Raw genomic sequence first — 15,573 nt, 5'->3', positions numbered from 1 at the left:
CTCCCTTCGGGCCCTCTCCCGTCGGGCCCGCTCGGGTCAGGCCGAGAGCCTGGGCAGGTGCGCCAACTCGCAGCGGCTCTGCGCCCCGAGCACCGCCGCCGCGTGCGCCGCCGACGCCAGGGTCATGTGCCGGTGCCAGCCGGGGTAGGACCGGCCCTCGAAGTCGCGCAGGCCCACCCGGCTGCCCTCGCCCGCGCTGGCCGCCGCCACCTGCCGCCCCAGCTTGGACATCCGCAGCAGCGCCTCCGGCGCCAGGTCGGTCCGGTCGGTCAGCCAGAGCTGGACGGACGAGCAGTGCTGGTAGCGCCACTCGCCGAGCAGCCGCAGCGTCCGCCGGTCCCCCGGCAGCCGGACCGGTACGGACACCAGCAGCGAACTCGTCGTGCGGCCGCCGTCCTCGGGGTCGGCCCACTCGACCGGTCGCCGCAGCGCCCGGACGGACTGCACGATCCGCTGCGCCGGGAGGGGCCGGCCGTGGCCGGGCAGCGCCGGGTCCGCGACCTCGAAGCGGGTGGTCCCGCTGGTCCTGGCCAGCAGCGGCACCGCGGCCTCCCGGAACCGCTCCACCACCGGCTGGAGCTCCTGCAACCGCACGTCGAGCACCACCGGCCGGACGGCCAGGCCCCAACCCGCCATGGTGTCCAGGACCGCGGACACCGCCGCGTCCTGCGGCCGCTCGCTCCCGACCCCGGCCGGGATCTCCGCGCGCCGCCGCCGGTCCCCGTCCTGTGCCCAGGACGGGGGCAGGAGCAGCCGCCAGTTCACCGGCGCGCTGCCGTCGGGACCGGCGAACCAGACCCCGAGCGCCTGCTGGCCGTTCACGGTCTGGTTCAGCTGCGGGACGAACTGCCGTTCCACACCGGCCGAGTGGCTCCCGGCCTTCGGTATGTACATCGGCTGCACCACCAGGGCGGCCGGCGGCAGGGCCTGCTCCAGGTAACGGGCCAGCGCGGCGCGCATCGGCCGCCAGTCCCAGGTGGAGTTGCTGATGAAGTGCTGGAGGTTCTGCTCGGCCCCGGGACCGCCGGAGACGGCCGAGACAGTGCGCATCGACTTGCGGCCCTCCGCCAGCAGCAGTCCCCGCAGGTACTGCACCGCCTTCCGACGCTGGTCGGTACGGCGCAGCTCGGCGAAGACCACGGCGCACAGCTCGCTGACCACGTCGTCGGCCACCGGCTCGACCGTGCTGCCGGCCGACCCGGGCAAGAACTGCCCCCGGCCCCGACGGTGGTGGGTCCCCCAGGTGAGAACGTTCTCGCTCACGCCACGCCCCTCGAGTCTGGACAACCTTGTTGTTGCCCTCCTCACCCTGGCCCACCCGCCCCCGCCGGGACGAGGTGCACCGGCCACACCGTTGCGGCCGTTCCCGGTTGCCGGCCCACCGCACCGGCCGCCGGAGTGCCCCGGCCCAGCTCAGCCGACCTGCGGGCGGACCCGGGCTGCGACCAGCTCCAGGTGGTCCAGGTCGTCGAGGTCGAGGATCTGGAAGTAGATCCGCTGGGTCCCGGCCTCCCGGTGGCGGCCGATCTTCTCCGCCACCTCCCCCGGAGCACCGGCCAGGCCGTTCGCCTTCAGCTCGTCCACCTCGCGCCCGATCGCGGCCGCCCGGCGCGGACCGTACGGCCCCGGTGCAGGCGGCCGCCGACATCCGCGAACACCAGGTCCAGGCCCCGGCCCTGACGCTCGGCATGGAGGTGCAGATGGGGTTCGCTGCTGTTGCCCGAGTTCCCGATCCGGCCGAGCAGCTGCCCGGCGCCCACCTCCTGACCCACCGTCACCGCCACGCTGCCGGGCAACAGGTGGGCGAGCTTGACGAGCTCCGTTCCGGTGTCGATGAAGACGTGGTTGCCGTACAGCGGGCCGTACCGGATCACGCCGGGGACCTGGTCCGCCAGCCCGTCGACCGCCGCCACCACCCACCCGTCGCAGGGCGCGAACACCTCGGCCCCGTAAGCGTGGTAGGACGTGAGCTCCCGGGGGTCGCCCCGGTACGACCCGCTGCGGCCCACCTGGAGCAGGTCGACGGCTCCACGCTGCTCGGGCACATCGACGTGGTGGTTCAGGTACCGGCCCCCGCCCTGGCAGACGTACCAGCTGCCCCGCATCGGGAACCGGGCCAGCGGCACCTCCGGGCCGGTCCCCCAGCTGTGCCGGCGGGCCCGGATCAGCACTCCGGTGCTCACACCCGCCAGCACCGCCCCGACCACGAGCGGCACCCGGTCGCCGCCCGGCGGCAGCCCGGGAAGCCGCCAGGCCGAGCCGAGGGCCGCCAACGCCACCGCCTCGAGCGGCCGACGGCTCCACCAGGGCTCGGTGCCCACAGCGCCGTAGCCCTCGAACAGGACGCACCCGAACGCGAGACCGAGCAGCGCGCCGGCCCACCCGGTGACGTCCGTCGAAGTCCAGCAGCAGAAGGCCCAGTAGCCGATCAGCAGCCAGTGGAACGCCCGGACCAGGAGGCGCTGCACCGCCACCGGAGGCTCCGCACGGCCCTGCGGCGCCGGGGAGATCAGCAGACCGGTGAGCAGTCCGTCCCGGTCCACCTGCACCCAGGCGAGGGCCCGGCCGCCCGGCCCGGCCACCACCAGCCCCGCACGGCTGTCGGAGACCTCCCGGAACCCGCCCACCCGCTCCCGGGTGGCGGCCACGATCCGCCGCAGCCGATCGGCGCCCACCCGCTCCACCACCTGCGGCGCCAACTCCGGCCACCGCGCCGGGTCCGCCCACAGAAACCCGCGCAACGCCTCCACCTCGACGCGGCGATCACTCCCGTACCCAACGGACGACATCAGGGCACCATACAAGGCCGCACCGGCACCCCCTCGGCAGGGACGGCCGGTACCCCCACACGCACGAACACCCCGGCCGGGGTGCTGCGTTGCAGGTCGGAAGCGCCCTGGCCGCCTTGCTCTCCCCCATGGGCGGCGGCCTCGTGCTGTTACGACCCCCAGGCCCAACGCCTCAGGCCATGGGCCCGTGCCCACGCGGAGAGTTCGAGCGAGCTCGAGAACCGGCGCGGAGTGCGGTAGCAGCGGACTCGTCGGAGTCCGAGAAAGCAGCAGCACCCCGGCTGCTCGCATGAGCCGGGGTGCCGCGTTGCAGTTCAGAGGCGGTGTGACCGCCGCATTCCGAGTGGGCCGCCAGGGGCTCGAACCCTGAACCTACGGATTAAAAGTCCGCAGCTCTGCCAATTGAGCTAGCGGCCCGCCGACCGGCGCTCCACCGTGGTGGTAGGGCACCTGCCAGGGCGATCCTACCCGGAGATCACCGGCTGTTGGCCAGTGGATTGCCCGGGTTGCGCCGGGGTGTCCGGTGGGGCCGGGCGGGCAGGTGTGACGGGTGGGGCGTTCGGGCTGGTCAGGACGGAGTGGACAGGTGCGCCGCGCGGACCCGGCGCAGCCAGGACTCGACGGGCGCCTCGTCGGGCTCGGCCGGAAGGACACCCGGTCGGCGGAAACGGGACTCCGCGTCGGCGAGCAGGTCCACCGCCAGGTCCGGCCGGTCCGCGTACCGCTCGCCGAGTTCGCGGACCTGGGCCGGGTCGGCCAGCCGGATCCCCAGCTCGCCGGTCTCGTGCAGCGCCAGGCCCTGCCCGACCAGGCGGACCAGGTGCCTGGCGTGCTTGGCGGCCCGCCGCCGGGACGTCTCGTCGGAGCTGTCCCGGCTGCTCAGTTTCCTGAACTGCTGGGTGGCGTACCCGAGATAGGCGTTCCGCACCGCGCGCTCACCGAGGAAGGAGCGCCGGATTGCGATCAGCTCCTCGCCGAGCGGCGTGCGCACCTCGTACAGCTCGGCGGGCAGCCAGACCAGTTCGGAGGCGGTCGGGTTGCCGTTGAGGGCGAGCCGGCACCACTTGGCCGCCTCGTGCAGGGTGGTGTCGGGGGCGGTGGTGACGTGCGACTCCACCGGCCGGTGCAGCCCGTGGAACTGCTCGGTGGGCGCGGCGAACAGGCCGAGCCGGTCGAGGTCGGAGCCGGCGTGCGCGAGGCCGTAGGCGGTGGAGCCGACGATGCCGGAGAGCAGTAGGTGCATGAGTACGTCGCTCCCTCGGCGAGGCGGTGTGTGGTGCGCGCGGTGGTGCACGCGGTGAACAGTGGGCTGTGGACGGTCGGCGGCGAACCGGGGACCAGGGACCGGGCACGGACCGGGCGGACCGGCGCGCCGTCGGCAGTCTCCCCCGACGGGCGAGCCACGCGCGAACGAATTCCCGATGCCCCGAACAGCCGCGCGCACTCCTGTCCGCTGCCCGCCCGGCACGGCGCCTGCCCAGCGCGCCCGCGGCGCCTGCCCAGCGCGGCACCCGCCCGGCACGTCGCCGCCCCGCCCGGGGCACCGCGCGCCGATACTGGACCGCATGGCGAACAGCGAGATCCCGGCGGCCAGACTCCGTGCCTGGTGGGCGCATCGGCAGTGGCTGGACGGCGCGCACCGGGGCGCCTCCCCGGCCGAGGTGCTGACCGCCACCGGATGGGCCCGCTCGGTCGGTGGCGCGGCCCCGTACCTCGGGCTGTTCGCCCGCGCCGGTCTCGACCGGGAGACCGTCGACGCGGCCGTCGCCGACCTGCAGGTGCACGAACTCCCGGCCGCCCGCGGCTGCACCTACGTCCTCCCGGCCGCCGACTACGCACTCGGCCTGGCCGTCGGCGCCGCCGCGCCGGAGGGCGAACTCGCCACGGCGGAGCGGCACCTGGGCGTCCGCCGGGACGAGATCGAGAAGCTCTGCCTGCGGATCTCCCGAGTCCTCGCCGGATCGGAGCCGTTGAACCCGGCCGCGATCCGGGAGGGCACCGGGGACGCCGTCCGCAGCCTCGGCGAGGCGGGGAAGAAGCGCGGGCTGTCCACCACCCTCCCGCTGGCCCTCGGACTGATGCAGGCCCGCGGCCTGATCCGCCGGGTCCCGGTCAACGGCCGTCTGGACCAGCAGCGTTACGGCTACGTCGCGTGGGACCAGCCGGTCCGGGGATCCGCCACCGAGCTGGCCCGGCGGTACTTCTCCTGGGCGGGCCCCGCCTCGCTCAAGAACTTCCGCTGGTTCTCCGGCTTTCCGGCGGCCACCGCCAAGCAGGCCGTCGCCGCCCTCGACCTGAGCACGGTCCCCGGCACCGACCTTCTGATCGACCGGGAACTCGCCGACGAGTTCGCCGAGTTCACCGTTCCGGCCGCACCCGGCTACGCACTGCTCGCCGGAATCGACGGCCTGCACCTGCTACACCGGGCGCTGCCCCGCCTGATCGACCCGGCCGACGCCGACCGCCCGGTGCCCGGCGCCAAGGCCGGCCGCAGCTTCGGCAGCGAGGCCGGCCCGCAGACGCACATCGTGGTGGACCGCGGCCGGATCATCGGTTTCTGGGAGTACGACACCGAACAGCGCGAGATCGTGCACCAGTTGTTCGTGCCGGCCGACGCCGAGCTGCGCGACACCATCGCCCGCACCGAGGCCTTCGTCCGCGAACAGCTGGGCGACGCCAGGGGGTTCAGCCTGGACTCGCCGAAGAGCCGCGCCCCGAAGATCGCCGCGATCCGGTCCGCCGCCGCAGCGGGCTAGCCGAGGACCGGCCGAGCCGGGCCGCGGCGCACCTACAGCTCCGACGGCAGGTGACCGAACCCCTGCTCGCCCGGCCTGGCCCGGGCGAGCGCCCGGCGCAGGACCGGTGGCGTACTCGGGTACACCGTCGGGTAGTCGAACTCGCCCGCCGCCGGATCCGGCACCCAGGCCAGCCGCTCCGCACCGGGTTCGGCGGCGAACCGGGCGTCCGCACCCGGCTTGTTGCCGCGCGGGTCGAGCCGCACCCATCCGCCCGTCGCGGGCCAGTGCACGGCGACCAGCCCGTGCAGCACCCCGAGCCGCTGGTAGCACAGGCCGGCGGCGGTGCCCTGGGCCCGCAGCAGCGCGGTGAGCAGGTGTGCCTTGCCGTGACAGATCGCATTGCGGCTCGCGAGCACGTCGGACGCCCGGTACGCGGCACTCCACTCGCCGACGTCCCCGGAGTGCGCCACCTCGTCCCGTACGTACTCGAACGCGGCGCGCGCCCCGGCCTGTCGGCTGTCACCGCACAGCCGGTCGGCGAGGACCCGGATCTCCGGGTGTCTGTGGTCGATCACGTCGTCGGCGGCCAGGTAGTCGGCGAGGTCGGCTGAGGCGGGCGACAGCCCGATCGGTCCGGGATTCATGGCGTCATGATGGCCGGACTCCGGCCCGTGCTCATCGAATTCCGGCATGTGGGCTACGGTGACCCGAGCAGTCCACCCAGCCCGTGTCGGAGGCCGCCATGTCCGAGGTCGTTCTGGTCACCGGCGGCAGCCGCGGGATCGGCGCCGCCACCTCCCGGCTCGCGGCCGCCCGCGGGTACCGCGTGTGCGTCAACTACCGTGCGGACGAAGCCGCCGCGGCCGCCGTGGTGGCGGAGATCCGCTCGGCCGGCGGCACCGCGGTCGCGGTCCGGGCGGACGTCAGCCGGAGCGCCGAGGTGGAACGGCTGTTCCGCACCGTGGACGACGAGCTCGGACCACTGACCGCCCTGGTCAACAACGCGGGCACGCTCGAAAAGCACTGCCGCCTGGACGAGTTGGACGAGGACCGGCTGGCCAGGATCTGGTCCGCCAACATCACCGGGCCGTTCCTGTGCGCGGGCGCGGCCGTCCGCCGGATGTCCACCCGGCACGGCGGCACGGGCGGCGCGATCGTCAACGTCTCCTCCACCGCCGCCCGGCTCGGCGCGCCGAACGAGTACGTGGACTACGCCGCCTCCAAGGGTGCGCTGGACAGCATGACCCGTGGCCTGGCGCTGGAGGTCGCCCGTGAGGGCATCCGCGTCAACTGCGTACGCCCCGGAGTGATCCACACCGGCATCCACGCGCTGGGCGGCGAACCGGGCCGGGTGGACCGGGTCGCGCCCAACCTGCCGATGGAACGCGGCGGACAGCCCGAGGAGGTCGCCGAGGCCATCCTCTGGCTGCTCTCCCCCGCCGCCTCGTACGCCACCGGCACCTTCCTCGACATCTCCGGCGGACGCTAGCCGCCCCGGCGTGGCCGGCCGCACCTCCACCGGGGCACGGCCGGCCACCCGACCGTTCACCTGGAACGCCCCCGCCCGGACGGTCCGGCGGGCTACCGTTGCGGACATGAGCCTCCGTCACTCCGACGCTGCGTCCCCCCTCCTCGACATCCCCGGCGTCCGGAACCTCCGCGACGCGGCCGTCGGCCCGATCCGTCCAGGTCTGCTCTACCGTTCCGGATCGCTCAACGAACTGACCCCGGAAGGCGCCCAGCGCCTCAAGGCCCTGGGCGTCCGCTCCGTGATCGACCTGCGCGGCGACCACGAGCTGACCCACTGGCCGGACCGGCTGCACGGCCTCGACCTCGCCACCCGCCACCTCCCGACCCTCCCGGAGCGCACCCCGCAGGGGCAGCCCTGGCCGGACGACCAGGCCGCGCTGTACCGCTTCATGGCCGAGAGCTCCGGGCCCTCGATCGCCGCCACCATCCGGCACCTGGCTGCTCCCGGCGGGCTCCCGACCCTGGTCCACTGCGCGGTCGGCAAGGACCGCACCGGCCTCACCATCGCGGTCCTGCAGCACCTGCTCGGTGCCGCCGAGTCCGACATCACCGCCGACTTCCTCCACTCCAACGCGGGCCTCGGCCTCCTCGACGGCCCCACCCCGTACATCGACGAGACCGGGGCCGAGCGCCTCTCCCGGCCCGTCACCGCCGACTTGCTGGCCGAGGCCCTGCACCGGCTCCGCACCCTGCACGGCACCATCGAGTCCTTCCTCGACACCCACGGCGTCACGGCCGCCGAACTCACCGCCCTGCGAACCGCACTGACCCGCTGACGCCCGGCTCCCCCTGCCACCCCGCTCCCACTGCCACCTCACTCCCGTGAGGCCCGACTTCCTGCACTGGCACGACCGCGAGGTCTTCAAGCACTGAGCGCCGCTCGGCAGCACCGGCCCCACCCGAACCGCCGACGACCCGGCACTCCCCGCGAAGGACGCGCGTTAGGGTCGGTGGAAACCCCAGGACAGAGCAGCGGAGGAGTTGGACGATGGCGAAGATCCCGACGGCAGCGGTGGCGGCGGCCGGTCTCATCGGCGGTTACGGCACCGCGCGTTGGAGCGGCCGGCGCGAGCTGGGCGGAGTGGTCCTCGCCGCGGCGGGCGCCGCCTCCGCGTACCAGTGGCAGCGGCAGGCCGGCACCGGCACCGCCGCCGCACTGACCGGCCTCTACGTGGCCGCCTTCGGCGGCTCCCACCCGCTCTCGAAGAAGATCGGCGCCTGGCCCTCGGTCCTCGCGGTCACCGGCGTCGTCGCAGCGGCCTCCGTCGTCGCCACCCGGCGCTGATCCCGGGGGCCTTGAGGCCTCCAGGAGCGCCCGGCCCGGACCGAGGCGGAGCGCTCCGGAGGCAGGCCGCACCGCCCACCACCGGCGTCCGGGGCACAACCGCCCCACCCGGCCGGCCCGGTAGCAGCCACCCGCCCCTGACGGATCGCCCCGCTGCCGAGCACCCGCATCCGAACAACCGCGTCCGAGCCACCACCCCCGCACCACGGCATCCGAGCAACCGCGCCCGAGCAACCGCCGTTACGAAGCGGCGAAGCGCCGCTCGAAGGCCGCACGGTTCGCGGACACCGGCGACCGGTCCCAGACCGCGAAGACCACCCGGGTGAACGCCGCGCCGTACACCCCCAGGGCGTGCTCGAAGGCCGCCGCGACCTCCGCCGGGTCGTTGCGGAAGACCCCGCAGCCCCATGCCCCCAGCACCAGCTCGCGCACACCGTGGTGCGCCGCCACCGCGAGCACCCGCTCGGCCCGCTCGGCCAGCACCTTCTGCACGCCCACCGGTGCACCGCCCGAACGCAGGGCCAGCTGACCCGCGTTGGGCGCCGGCGAGGTGAGGAAGGAGACCGGGTACGGCTGCGCCGACAGGGCTCCGTCCCCCTGCCGGATCACCGGAACCCGGGGGGAGAAGATCACCCGGTGGCTGTAGCGCAGGTCCGGGGAGGCCCGGTGCGCCTCGTAGTAGTCGGGCGCGGCGAGCAGGCAGTGGTACAGCAGCGCACTGCGGCAGAGGTCCTCCTCCTGCGCGCGGGCGCCCCGCAGGTAGCCGCCGCCGGGGTTCCGCGCGGAGGCGAAGTTGAGCACGCCGACGTGCTCGCCGCCGTCCTCCACCAGGCGACGGGCCGCCTGCATGCTTCCCTCGGCGGTGACCTCCGGCGTCCCGGCGAACGGCCCACGGGACGCCTCGGCCACGCCGACGGCGTCCTCGGGCGCGTAGGAGACCGTCCCGGCCCGTGCGGCGGCCAGTGACCCGCCGATCTCGACCACCGCCCCGGTGCGGTCGGCCCGGTAGCTGCCGCGCTCCGCGATCTCCTCGTTGACTGTCGCGACCTGGTGCAATCGACTGCTCATACCGGTGACGGTACGTCAGCCGAGTGCCGCCCCACCAGGGGGTTTCCGCCCCAACGCGGACGGGCCCGCCCCACCGAAGTGGAGCGGGCCCGACCAGCGGTCACTGCGAAGCGTCAGTTCTTCCAACGCGGCTTGCGGTCGCCGCCGTTGAAGCTGCCGCCGCGCGAGTCGCGGTCGCCGAAGGAACGGCCGCCACGGTCGTCGCGGTTGAAGCCACCCTGCGGACGGCCACCGGAGCGGTGGTCGTCGCGACGGGCGAACGGACGGGTGTTGCCACCGCGGTCGTCACGGTTGCGGTCACCGAAGGCCGGACGGTCGCCGAACGAACGGGCCGGACGGTCGCCGAAGGAACGGGCACCCCGGTCGTCACGGTCGCGGCCGGCGAAGCCACCCGAACGGTTGTCACGGTCACCGAAGGAACGGCCACCGCGGTCGTCACGGCTGCGGTCACGGTCGCCGAAGGAACGGCCTCCGCGGTCGTCACGGTCGCGGCCGGCGAAGCCACCCGAACGGTTGTCACGGTCACCGAAGGAACGGCCGCCGCGGTCGTCACGGTTGAAGCCACCCGAACGGTTGTCACGGTCACCGAAGGAACGGCCACCGCGGTCGTCACGGTCGCGGCCGGCGAAGCCACCCGAACGGTTGTCACGGTCACCGAAGGAACGGCCACCGCGGTCGTCACGGTTGAAGCCGCCCGAACGGTTGTCACGGTCACCGAAGGAACGGCCACCGCGGTCGTCACGGCTGCGGTCACGGCCGAAGGCCGGACGCTCCCGGTCACGGTCCCGGCTGAAGCCGCGGTCGTCACGGTTGCGGTCACGGTCACCGTACGAGGAGGTGCGCTCGGAGCGCGCCTCGCGGTACGACGGCGCACGGCCGGCCTCGGCCGCCGGAGCGGCGGTCTCGGTCACGACGGCGGCGGCCTCGGTGGAGACGGCAGCCGACTCGGCGCCCTCCTCGGCAGCGGCCTCGACCTCGTCCTCGATGCCCAGCTCGGCCCGCTCGCGCGCGGCACGCGCGGCCAGGCGGTCGGCCTCCTCGCGCAGCTCGCCGGCGCGGCGCTGCGCGCGCTCCAGCTGGCGGGTCATCTCGGCGACCTCGCGCTCGGCCGCACCGGCGATGCCCGAGGCGGACTCGGCCTGGACCTCGATCAGCGAGCGGGCGCCGGTGATCCGGGCGACCTCGGGGTCGAAGGCGTGGTCCAGGATGTGGCGGCCCGCGTCGACACCGGCGTCCTCCATCAGGCGGAAGACGCTGCGGCGCTGGTGCGGGAGCACCAGGGTGACGACGGTGCCGGAGCGGCCGGCGCGGGCGGTGCGGCCCGAGCGGTGCAGGTAGTCCTTGTGGTCACCGGCCGGGTCCACGTTCAGGACCAGGTCGATGCCGTCCACGTGGATGCCACGGGCGGCGACGTCGGTGGCGACGACGACGTTGACGTAGCCGTCCTTGAAGTCGCCGAGGACCCGGGTACGGGCGCCCTGGGTCATGCCGCCGTGCAGCGCGTCGGCCTTCACGCCGGCCTCGATGAGCTGCTCGGCGACGCGGTCGGCGCCCATCTGGGTGCGGACGAAGATGATCGTGCGGCCCTTGCGGGCGGCGATCGCGTTGGTGATCGGCGCCTTGTCCTTGGGCTTCACCACGAGGATGTGGTGGGTCATGGTGGTGACCGCACCGGCCGACGGGTCGACCTCGTGGGTGACCGGGTTGTTCAGGTAGCGCTTGACCAGGGTGTCGATCTCGTTCTCCAGGGTGGCGGAGAACAGCAGGCGCTGGCCGCCCGACGGAACCTGGTCGAGGATCTCGGTGACCTCCGGCAGGAAGCCCATGTCGGCCATCTGGTCGGCCTCGTCGAGCACGGCGACCTGGACGTCGGCCAGCTTGGCGCTGCCACGGTTGATCAGGTCACGCAGGCGGCCCGGGGTGGCGACCAGGACGTCGACACCGCGCTCCAGCGCGTAGATCTGGTTGGACATCGAGGTGCCGCCGCAGACGACCTTGAGCTTGAGGCCGAGCACCGAACCGAACGGCTCCAGGGCGTCGGCGACCTGCATGGCCAGCTCGCGGGTCGGGACCAGGATCAGGCCGCGCGGGTGCTTGGGCTTGGTGCGCTCGCCGTCGGCGAGGCGGGTGAGCAGCGGGAGACCGAAGCTCAGGGTCTTGCCGGAGCCGGTGCGGCCACGGCCCAGGACGTCCTTGCCGGCCAGCGCGTCCGGGATGGTCGCGGCCTGGATCGGGAACGGGGTGGTGACACCGCGCTTGGCGAGGGCGCGCACGACGTCGTCGTGCAGGCCCAGGTCGCCGAAGGTGATGGTGGGCTCGGCCGGCTCGGCGGGCTCGCTGTCGGCGGCGGCCTCGACCGCGTCGACGGTCTCGGGGGCCTCGACGGCCTCGACGGCCTCGGCGATCTCGGCGGAGTCGGTGGTGGCGGGGACATCGGCGTCCGAACCGTTCGCGGGCATGGCGAAGCGGTCGTCGTCAACGAGAGACATTCAAAACCTTCCGGAAGTGGCACGCGCCTAAGTCCGGGGTTCTGTTCACAACCGCCTCTATGCGGTCAGCCACGGATCGCCGGAACGCGCCAAGGGCGCCAGATCGGAACAGGGCGCCAGTCAAATGGATCAAACGAACGATCTACCACCATAGAGGAACCTCCGGATCCTAGGCAAATGCGCTGGCCACAGCGCTAATGGCCGGTGGGTTCGCCGGTCGGGGCCACTGTTCCGCTGCTGCTCGGCGCGGGATCCGGGGTCGTGGTGGGCGACGGGGGAGGTGCGCTCGGGGCGCTGCTGGGCGAACCGCCCGAGGACGCGGAGGGGCCCGTGGTGGTGCCGCCCGGAGGCTTCGGCGAACCCGCCGGGTGGGTGTCCGGACTGTCGCTCGGAACCCCGCCGGCCTGCCCGCCGGGCGGCGGCGCCGGCTGGCCCGCCGGGGGCGGCGCGGTGGCCCCGGGCGCCGTGGCGCCCGGCGAGGCCGCAACGGCCACGGCAGCCGCCGCCTCCGGGCCCCCACCGCCGCCACCGGGGCGCTCCAGCCGCTGCACGCTCCCGGCCTTGCCCGGCACGACGCTGGCGCCGGACTTCCCGACCACGCCGGTCTGCCCGACCGGCTGGGTGCCCGGCTGCTCCGAGGCGCCCGCCCCGACCGACATGCACCCGGCCATCCCCATCCCGGCCAGGGCCAGCACCACCCCGCCGGCCACGCGCGCCCGCGCACTCCCCCGGGTCCGGCGCCCGGCGCGCGCGGCGACCACCCGGACCACGGGCCCCGCCCCGGACCGTCCCACGGGCTCCGGTGCAGGTGCCGCAGGCTTCTGGCGCACCTGTGCCGTCCGCGCCGCCCCCGCCGTCCGTGCCTGCCGAGTCGTACGCCCTGCCATCACCGAGCCACCTCTCCTGCCCGCCCCGCCCGGGTCGGCCGAGAACGGCCTCCCGCGCACGCTCCGGCTCGCCGCGCACACGCTCCGCACGGACGGCCGCTTCCGGTGCCCAACGCGCGCGCGGCCCACCGGACACGGTCAGCGACCCGATCCGCACGAGCGCCGGCGCCCGGGGGCGCACTCCGCCTCCCGCTCCGCACCAGCGCTCACCCCCGCCAGGGGCGCGGGGATCCGCGCGAGACGGAAGGCACCCGCCTTCGGCCCGGCACCCCGCCGCACCTCGCCGACCCCTGGCGAATCGCCACCCCGGCCCGCCGCCGCCCCGACCGGCCCCTCGCCTTCGCCCACCGCTCCGCGCGAGCGCTCACGCCCCTCACCGCCGCCAGGCCCCCTCCGCGCCGCCAGGCCCCCCTCAGCGCCCCCGGGACGGCCGGCTCAGCCCCAGAACGCGTCGGCCCCCGCCGAGCCCGCCCACACCGCCCCCAGGCCCGCCAGCAGGCTCCCCACGACGTTCGCCGCCGCGAACAGCCGGGCCCCGCTCTCGGCCAGCCGGAACGTCTCGTACGAGAAGGTCGAGTACGTGGTCAGCGCCCCGCACAGGCCCGTGCCGAGCAGCAACTGGACGGGTGACCCGACGGCGCCGGCGGTCACCGCCCCCGTGACCAGCCCCAGCACCAGACAGCCGCCCACGTTGACCGTGAAGGTGCCCCAGGGGAAGACCGTGTCATGCCTGGCCTGCACCGCACGGTCCGTCAGATAGCGCAGCGGCGCGCCGACCGCCGCCCCCGCGAGCACCAGCAGCCAGTTCACCAACCCGGTGGAGCTCACTTCGCCCCCTCCGTGCCCCGGCCGTTCCCGGCTGCGGGGGCGCCTCCGGCCCGGGGCCCGGGGCGGACCACCTCGCACTCGTCGAGGGTCACCAGCCCGTCCCCGACCAGTCCGTCGAGTTCGGGCAGGAAGGCCCGGACCCGCTCCGCGGCGTCCACGATCACCACCGCCACCGGCAGGTCCTCGCCGAGCGACAGCAGCCGTGCGGTGTGGACGAGCGAGGACGCCCCGAAGCCCTCGACGCCCCGGAAGACGCTGGCCCCGGCCAGCCCGGCGGCGTGGGCCCGGTGCACGATCTCGCTGTAGAGCGGCCGGTGGTGCCAGGAGTCGCTCTCCCCGACGTACACCGTCAGTCGCAGCGCGTTACCCGCCGACCTGCTCATTCCGCACCCCGATCTTCCGCACTCCGCTCGCCCGAGTCCGCCCGGGGCGCGGGGCTCACCGCTCCCGGCGCCGCCGTCCGCGACTCGGCCCGCGACTCCACGCGGGCCTGTACCCGGGCCTGCCACACCGCCCGCAGCCGCCGGGTCAGTACCGACGCGGTCCAGACCGCCGTCAGCGCGGCTAGCAGGGTCGCCGCCAGGTACGCCACGCCGCGTCCCGGCTGTCCGTGGCCGACCAGGCGCTGCACGTCCACGGCGTACGTCGAGAAGGTGGTGAACCCGCCCAGGACGCCGGTGCCGAAGAACGGGCGCAGCAACGGGTGCGGCGTCCGCCCCTCGGTGATCTGCACCAGGAAGGCACCGATCACCGCACAGCCGACGACGTTCACCACCAGGGTGGTCCACGGGAAGGCGGTCGGCGCGGTGGGCCACAGCAGGGCGGCGCCGTACCGCAGCGCGGCACCGAGCATCCCGCCCAGCGCGACCACGGCCACCGTCGGGCCCTGCCCCTTGAGGACCGACGGCCGGGCCCGTCGCACCGCCGCAGCCGCCTCGGGCCGCCGCTCCTGTCCGATCCGTTCCGCACGCACACTTCAGTCAATCACCGGCGGATCGCCGCCCCGGCACCGGCGCCCGACACGGCCACCGCGCCGGCACCGCCACCGCCCCGGCCCGGCCTCCGGGCGACGGGCCGTCGAAAACCGCCGCCGATCATCTGGCAACGCGTCACCCGTCACCCGACAATGGGGCGGTGGACATGACCCGGGACGAGTTCGAGACGTTGGTCGCCGATGCCCTGGACCAGATTCCCCCGCAGCTCGCGGCGATGATGGACAACGTCGCCGTCTTCGTCGAGGACGAACCGGACCCGGCCGACCCCGAGCTGCTCGGGCTGTACGAGGGCACCCCGCTCACCGAGCGCGGCGAGTGGTACGCGGGCGTGCTGCCGGACCGGATCCTGATCTACCTGGGCCCGACCCTGCGGCACTGCGAGACCCGCGAGCAGGTGGTCGAGGAGGTCCGCACCACGGTGATCCACGAAGTGGCCCACCACTTCGGCTTCGACGACCACGAGCTGCACGAGCTCGGCTGGTCCTGACCCCACCCCCGTTCGGAGGGGCCCGCCTCGCCCGGACGGAAACCGTTTTGGTGTTCGCGCCCGGCATCCCATATGCTTCTCGACGTCCCCGAACGCTGGATAACAGCCGGAAGGGCCGCAAGCCCTCATCGTCTAGTGGCCCAGGACGCCGCCCTTTCAAGGCGGTAGCACGGGTTCGAATCCCGTTGGGGGCACGCAGTACCCGTAGTAAAGTCAGTGCCGCAAGGCCTGCGCGGAGAAATACCGTGCATGGTCCCGTGGAGCAGTTGGTTAGCTCGCCACCCTGTCAAGGTGGAGGTCGCGGGTTCAAGTCCCGTCGGGATCGCTCGTCTCGCAAGAGACGGTGTAGTACGGCCAGGTAGCTCAGTTGGTACGAGCGTCCGCCTGAAAAGCGGAAGGTCGCCGGTTCGACCCCGGCCCTGGCCACCAGTGCTGATCAGCACAAAGCCCCCGAGCGCAAAGCGCTACGGGGGCTTT

At 74.2% G+C, this 15,573-nt stretch carries 15 protein-coding genes, 4 tRNA genes and 1 pseudogene; 8 read left to right on the top strand and 12 right to left on the bottom strand.

Going from position 1 to position 15,573, the window contains the following annotated elements:
* Window positions 1–36 precede the first annotated feature (36 nt).
* The 5 genes and pseudogenes from ACFC1R_RS21785 to ACFC1R_RS21765 form a co-directional block, all read right to left on the bottom strand.
* Complete coding sequence (locus ACFC1R_RS21785) at window positions 37–1,263, bottom strand: IS701 family transposase (protein WP_375940976.1); 1,227 nt, start codon at window positions 1,261–1,263, stop codon at window positions 37–39.
* 150 nt (window positions 1,264–1,413) lie between these two features.
* Window positions 1,414–1,611 (bottom strand): annotated as a pseudogene (locus tag ACFC1R_RS21780) (LLM class F420-dependent oxidoreductase); the annotation flags it as partial.
* Complete coding sequence (locus ACFC1R_RS21775) at window positions 1,572–2,105, bottom strand: M23 family metallopeptidase (RefSeq protein ID WP_375941091.1); 534 nt, start codon at window positions 2,103–2,105, stop codon at window positions 1,572–1,574. The gene ACFC1R_RS21775 and the pseudogene ACFC1R_RS21780, both read right to left, overlap by 40 nt.
* Before the next feature lie 1,028 nt (window positions 2,106–3,133).
* A tRNA-Lys gene (locus tag ACFC1R_RS21770) sits at window positions 3,134–3,206 on the bottom strand.
* Window positions 3,207–3,357: 151 nt separating this feature from the next.
* Window positions 3,358–4,032, bottom strand: a complete 675-nt coding sequence (locus tag ACFC1R_RS21765; RefSeq protein ID WP_375940974.1) for a DNA polymerase beta superfamily protein — start codon at window positions 4,030–4,032, stop codon at window positions 3,358–3,360.
* Window positions 4,033–4,354: 322 nt separating this feature from the next.
* Here ACFC1R_RS21765 and ACFC1R_RS21760 point away from each other — a divergent pair, with 322 nt between their 5' ends.
* On the top strand, window positions 4,355–5,545 hold the full coding sequence (locus tag ACFC1R_RS21760; RefSeq protein WP_375940972.1) for a DNA glycosylase AlkZ-like family protein: 1,191 nt from the start codon (window positions 4,355–4,357) through the stop codon (window positions 5,543–5,545).
* Between the two features lie 32 nt (window positions 5,546–5,577).
* On the opposite strand, the gene ACFC1R_RS21755 is transcribed toward ACFC1R_RS21760, so the two are convergent.
* Window positions 5,578–6,171 (bottom strand): transglutaminase family protein, encoded by a 594-nt coding sequence (locus ACFC1R_RS21755; RefSeq protein ID WP_375940970.1) that lies wholly within the window; start codon window positions 6,169–6,171, stop codon window positions 5,578–5,580.
* A 98-nt stretch (window positions 6,172–6,269) separates the two neighbouring features.
* On the opposite strand from ACFC1R_RS21755, the gene ACFC1R_RS21750 reads away from it, so the two are divergent.
* From ACFC1R_RS21750 to ACFC1R_RS21740, 3 genes are all read left to right on the top strand, one after another.
* A complete protein-coding gene (locus ACFC1R_RS21750) occupies window positions 6,270–7,016 on the top strand; it encodes an SDR family oxidoreductase (protein WP_375940968.1) in 747 nt (248 codons plus the stop codon).
* Between the two features lie 106 nt (window positions 7,017–7,122).
* Window positions 7,123–7,833 (top strand): tyrosine-protein phosphatase, encoded by a 711-nt coding sequence (locus ACFC1R_RS21745; protein ID WP_375940966.1) that lies wholly within the window; start codon window positions 7,123–7,125, stop codon window positions 7,831–7,833.
* Between the two features lie 212 nt (window positions 7,834–8,045).
* Window positions 8,046–8,342, top strand: a complete 297-nt coding sequence (locus tag ACFC1R_RS21740; RefSeq protein ID WP_375940964.1) for a hypothetical protein — start codon at window positions 8,046–8,048, stop codon at window positions 8,340–8,342.
* A gap of 240 nt (window positions 8,343–8,582) precedes the next feature.
* Here the strand turns inward: ACFC1R_RS21740 and ACFC1R_RS21735 are convergent, their stop codons facing one another.
* The 6 genes from ACFC1R_RS21735 to crcB (ACFC1R_RS21710) all read right to left on the bottom strand — a co-directional run bounded on the left by ACFC1R_RS21735 (window position 8,583) and on the right by crcB (ACFC1R_RS21710) (window position 14,587).
* Window positions 8,583–9,410 (bottom strand): TIGR02452 family protein, encoded by an 828-nt coding sequence (locus ACFC1R_RS21735; RefSeq protein WP_375940962.1) that lies wholly within the window; start codon window positions 9,408–9,410, stop codon window positions 8,583–8,585.
* A 113-nt stretch (window positions 9,411–9,523) separates the two neighbouring features.
* Window positions 9,524–11,899, bottom strand: coding sequence for a DEAD/DEAH box helicase (locus ACFC1R_RS21730; protein ID WP_375940960.1), 2,376 nt, complete (start codon window positions 11,897–11,899; stop codon window positions 9,524–9,526).
* Between the two features lie 194 nt (window positions 11,900–12,093).
* A complete protein-coding gene (locus ACFC1R_RS21725) occupies window positions 12,094–12,609 on the bottom strand; it encodes a hypothetical protein (protein ID WP_375940959.1) in 516 nt (171 codons plus the stop codon).
* A 612-nt stretch (window positions 12,610–13,221) separates the two neighbouring features.
* The gene (gene crcB / locus ACFC1R_RS21720) at window positions 13,222–13,596 is read right to left on the bottom strand and encodes a fluoride efflux transporter CrcB (RefSeq protein ID WP_375941089.1); all 375 of its coding nucleotides are present in this window, start codon (window positions 13,594–13,596) and stop codon (window positions 13,222–13,224) included.
* Between the two features lie 14 nt (window positions 13,597–13,610).
* Window positions 13,611–13,997, bottom strand: a complete 387-nt coding sequence (locus tag ACFC1R_RS21715; protein WP_375940957.1) for a DUF190 domain-containing protein — start codon at window positions 13,995–13,997, stop codon at window positions 13,611–13,613.
* A complete protein-coding gene (gene crcB, locus ACFC1R_RS21710) occupies window positions 13,994–14,587 on the bottom strand; it encodes a fluoride efflux transporter CrcB (protein ID WP_375940955.1) in 594 nt (197 codons plus the stop codon). The genes ACFC1R_RS21715 and crcB (ACFC1R_RS21710) overlap by 4 nt, the downstream gene beginning before the upstream one ends.
* A gap of 167 nt (window positions 14,588–14,754) precedes the next feature.
* Here crcB (ACFC1R_RS21710) and ACFC1R_RS21705 point away from each other — a divergent pair, with 167 nt between their 5' ends.
* The 4 genes from ACFC1R_RS21705 (at window position 14,755) to ACFC1R_RS21690 (ending at window position 15,525) form a co-directional block, all read left to right on the top strand.
* On the top strand, window positions 14,755–15,096 hold the full coding sequence (locus tag ACFC1R_RS21705; RefSeq protein ID WP_375941087.1) for a metallopeptidase family protein: 342 nt from the start codon (window positions 14,755–14,757) through the stop codon (window positions 15,094–15,096).
* Window positions 15,097–15,217: 121 nt separating this feature from the next.
* A tRNA-Glu gene (locus tag ACFC1R_RS21700) sits at window positions 15,218–15,290 on the top strand.
* A gap of 57 nt (window positions 15,291–15,347) precedes the next feature.
* Window positions 15,348–15,421 (top strand) — tRNA-Asp (locus ACFC1R_RS21695).
* 27 nt (window positions 15,422–15,448) lie between these two features.
* A tRNA-Phe gene (locus ACFC1R_RS21690) sits at window positions 15,449–15,525 on the top strand.
* Window positions 15,526–15,573: the final 48 nt, after the last annotated feature.

The organism is Kitasatospora sp. NPDC056138 (genome assembly GCF_042264695.1).
In the GTDB taxonomy this organism is placed as follows: Bacteria; Actinomycetota; Actinomycetes; order Streptomycetales; family Streptomycetaceae; genus Kitasatospora.
Note: the sequence above shows the minus strand (reverse complement) of the source record. Positions and strands in the feature narration are given on the sequence as shown.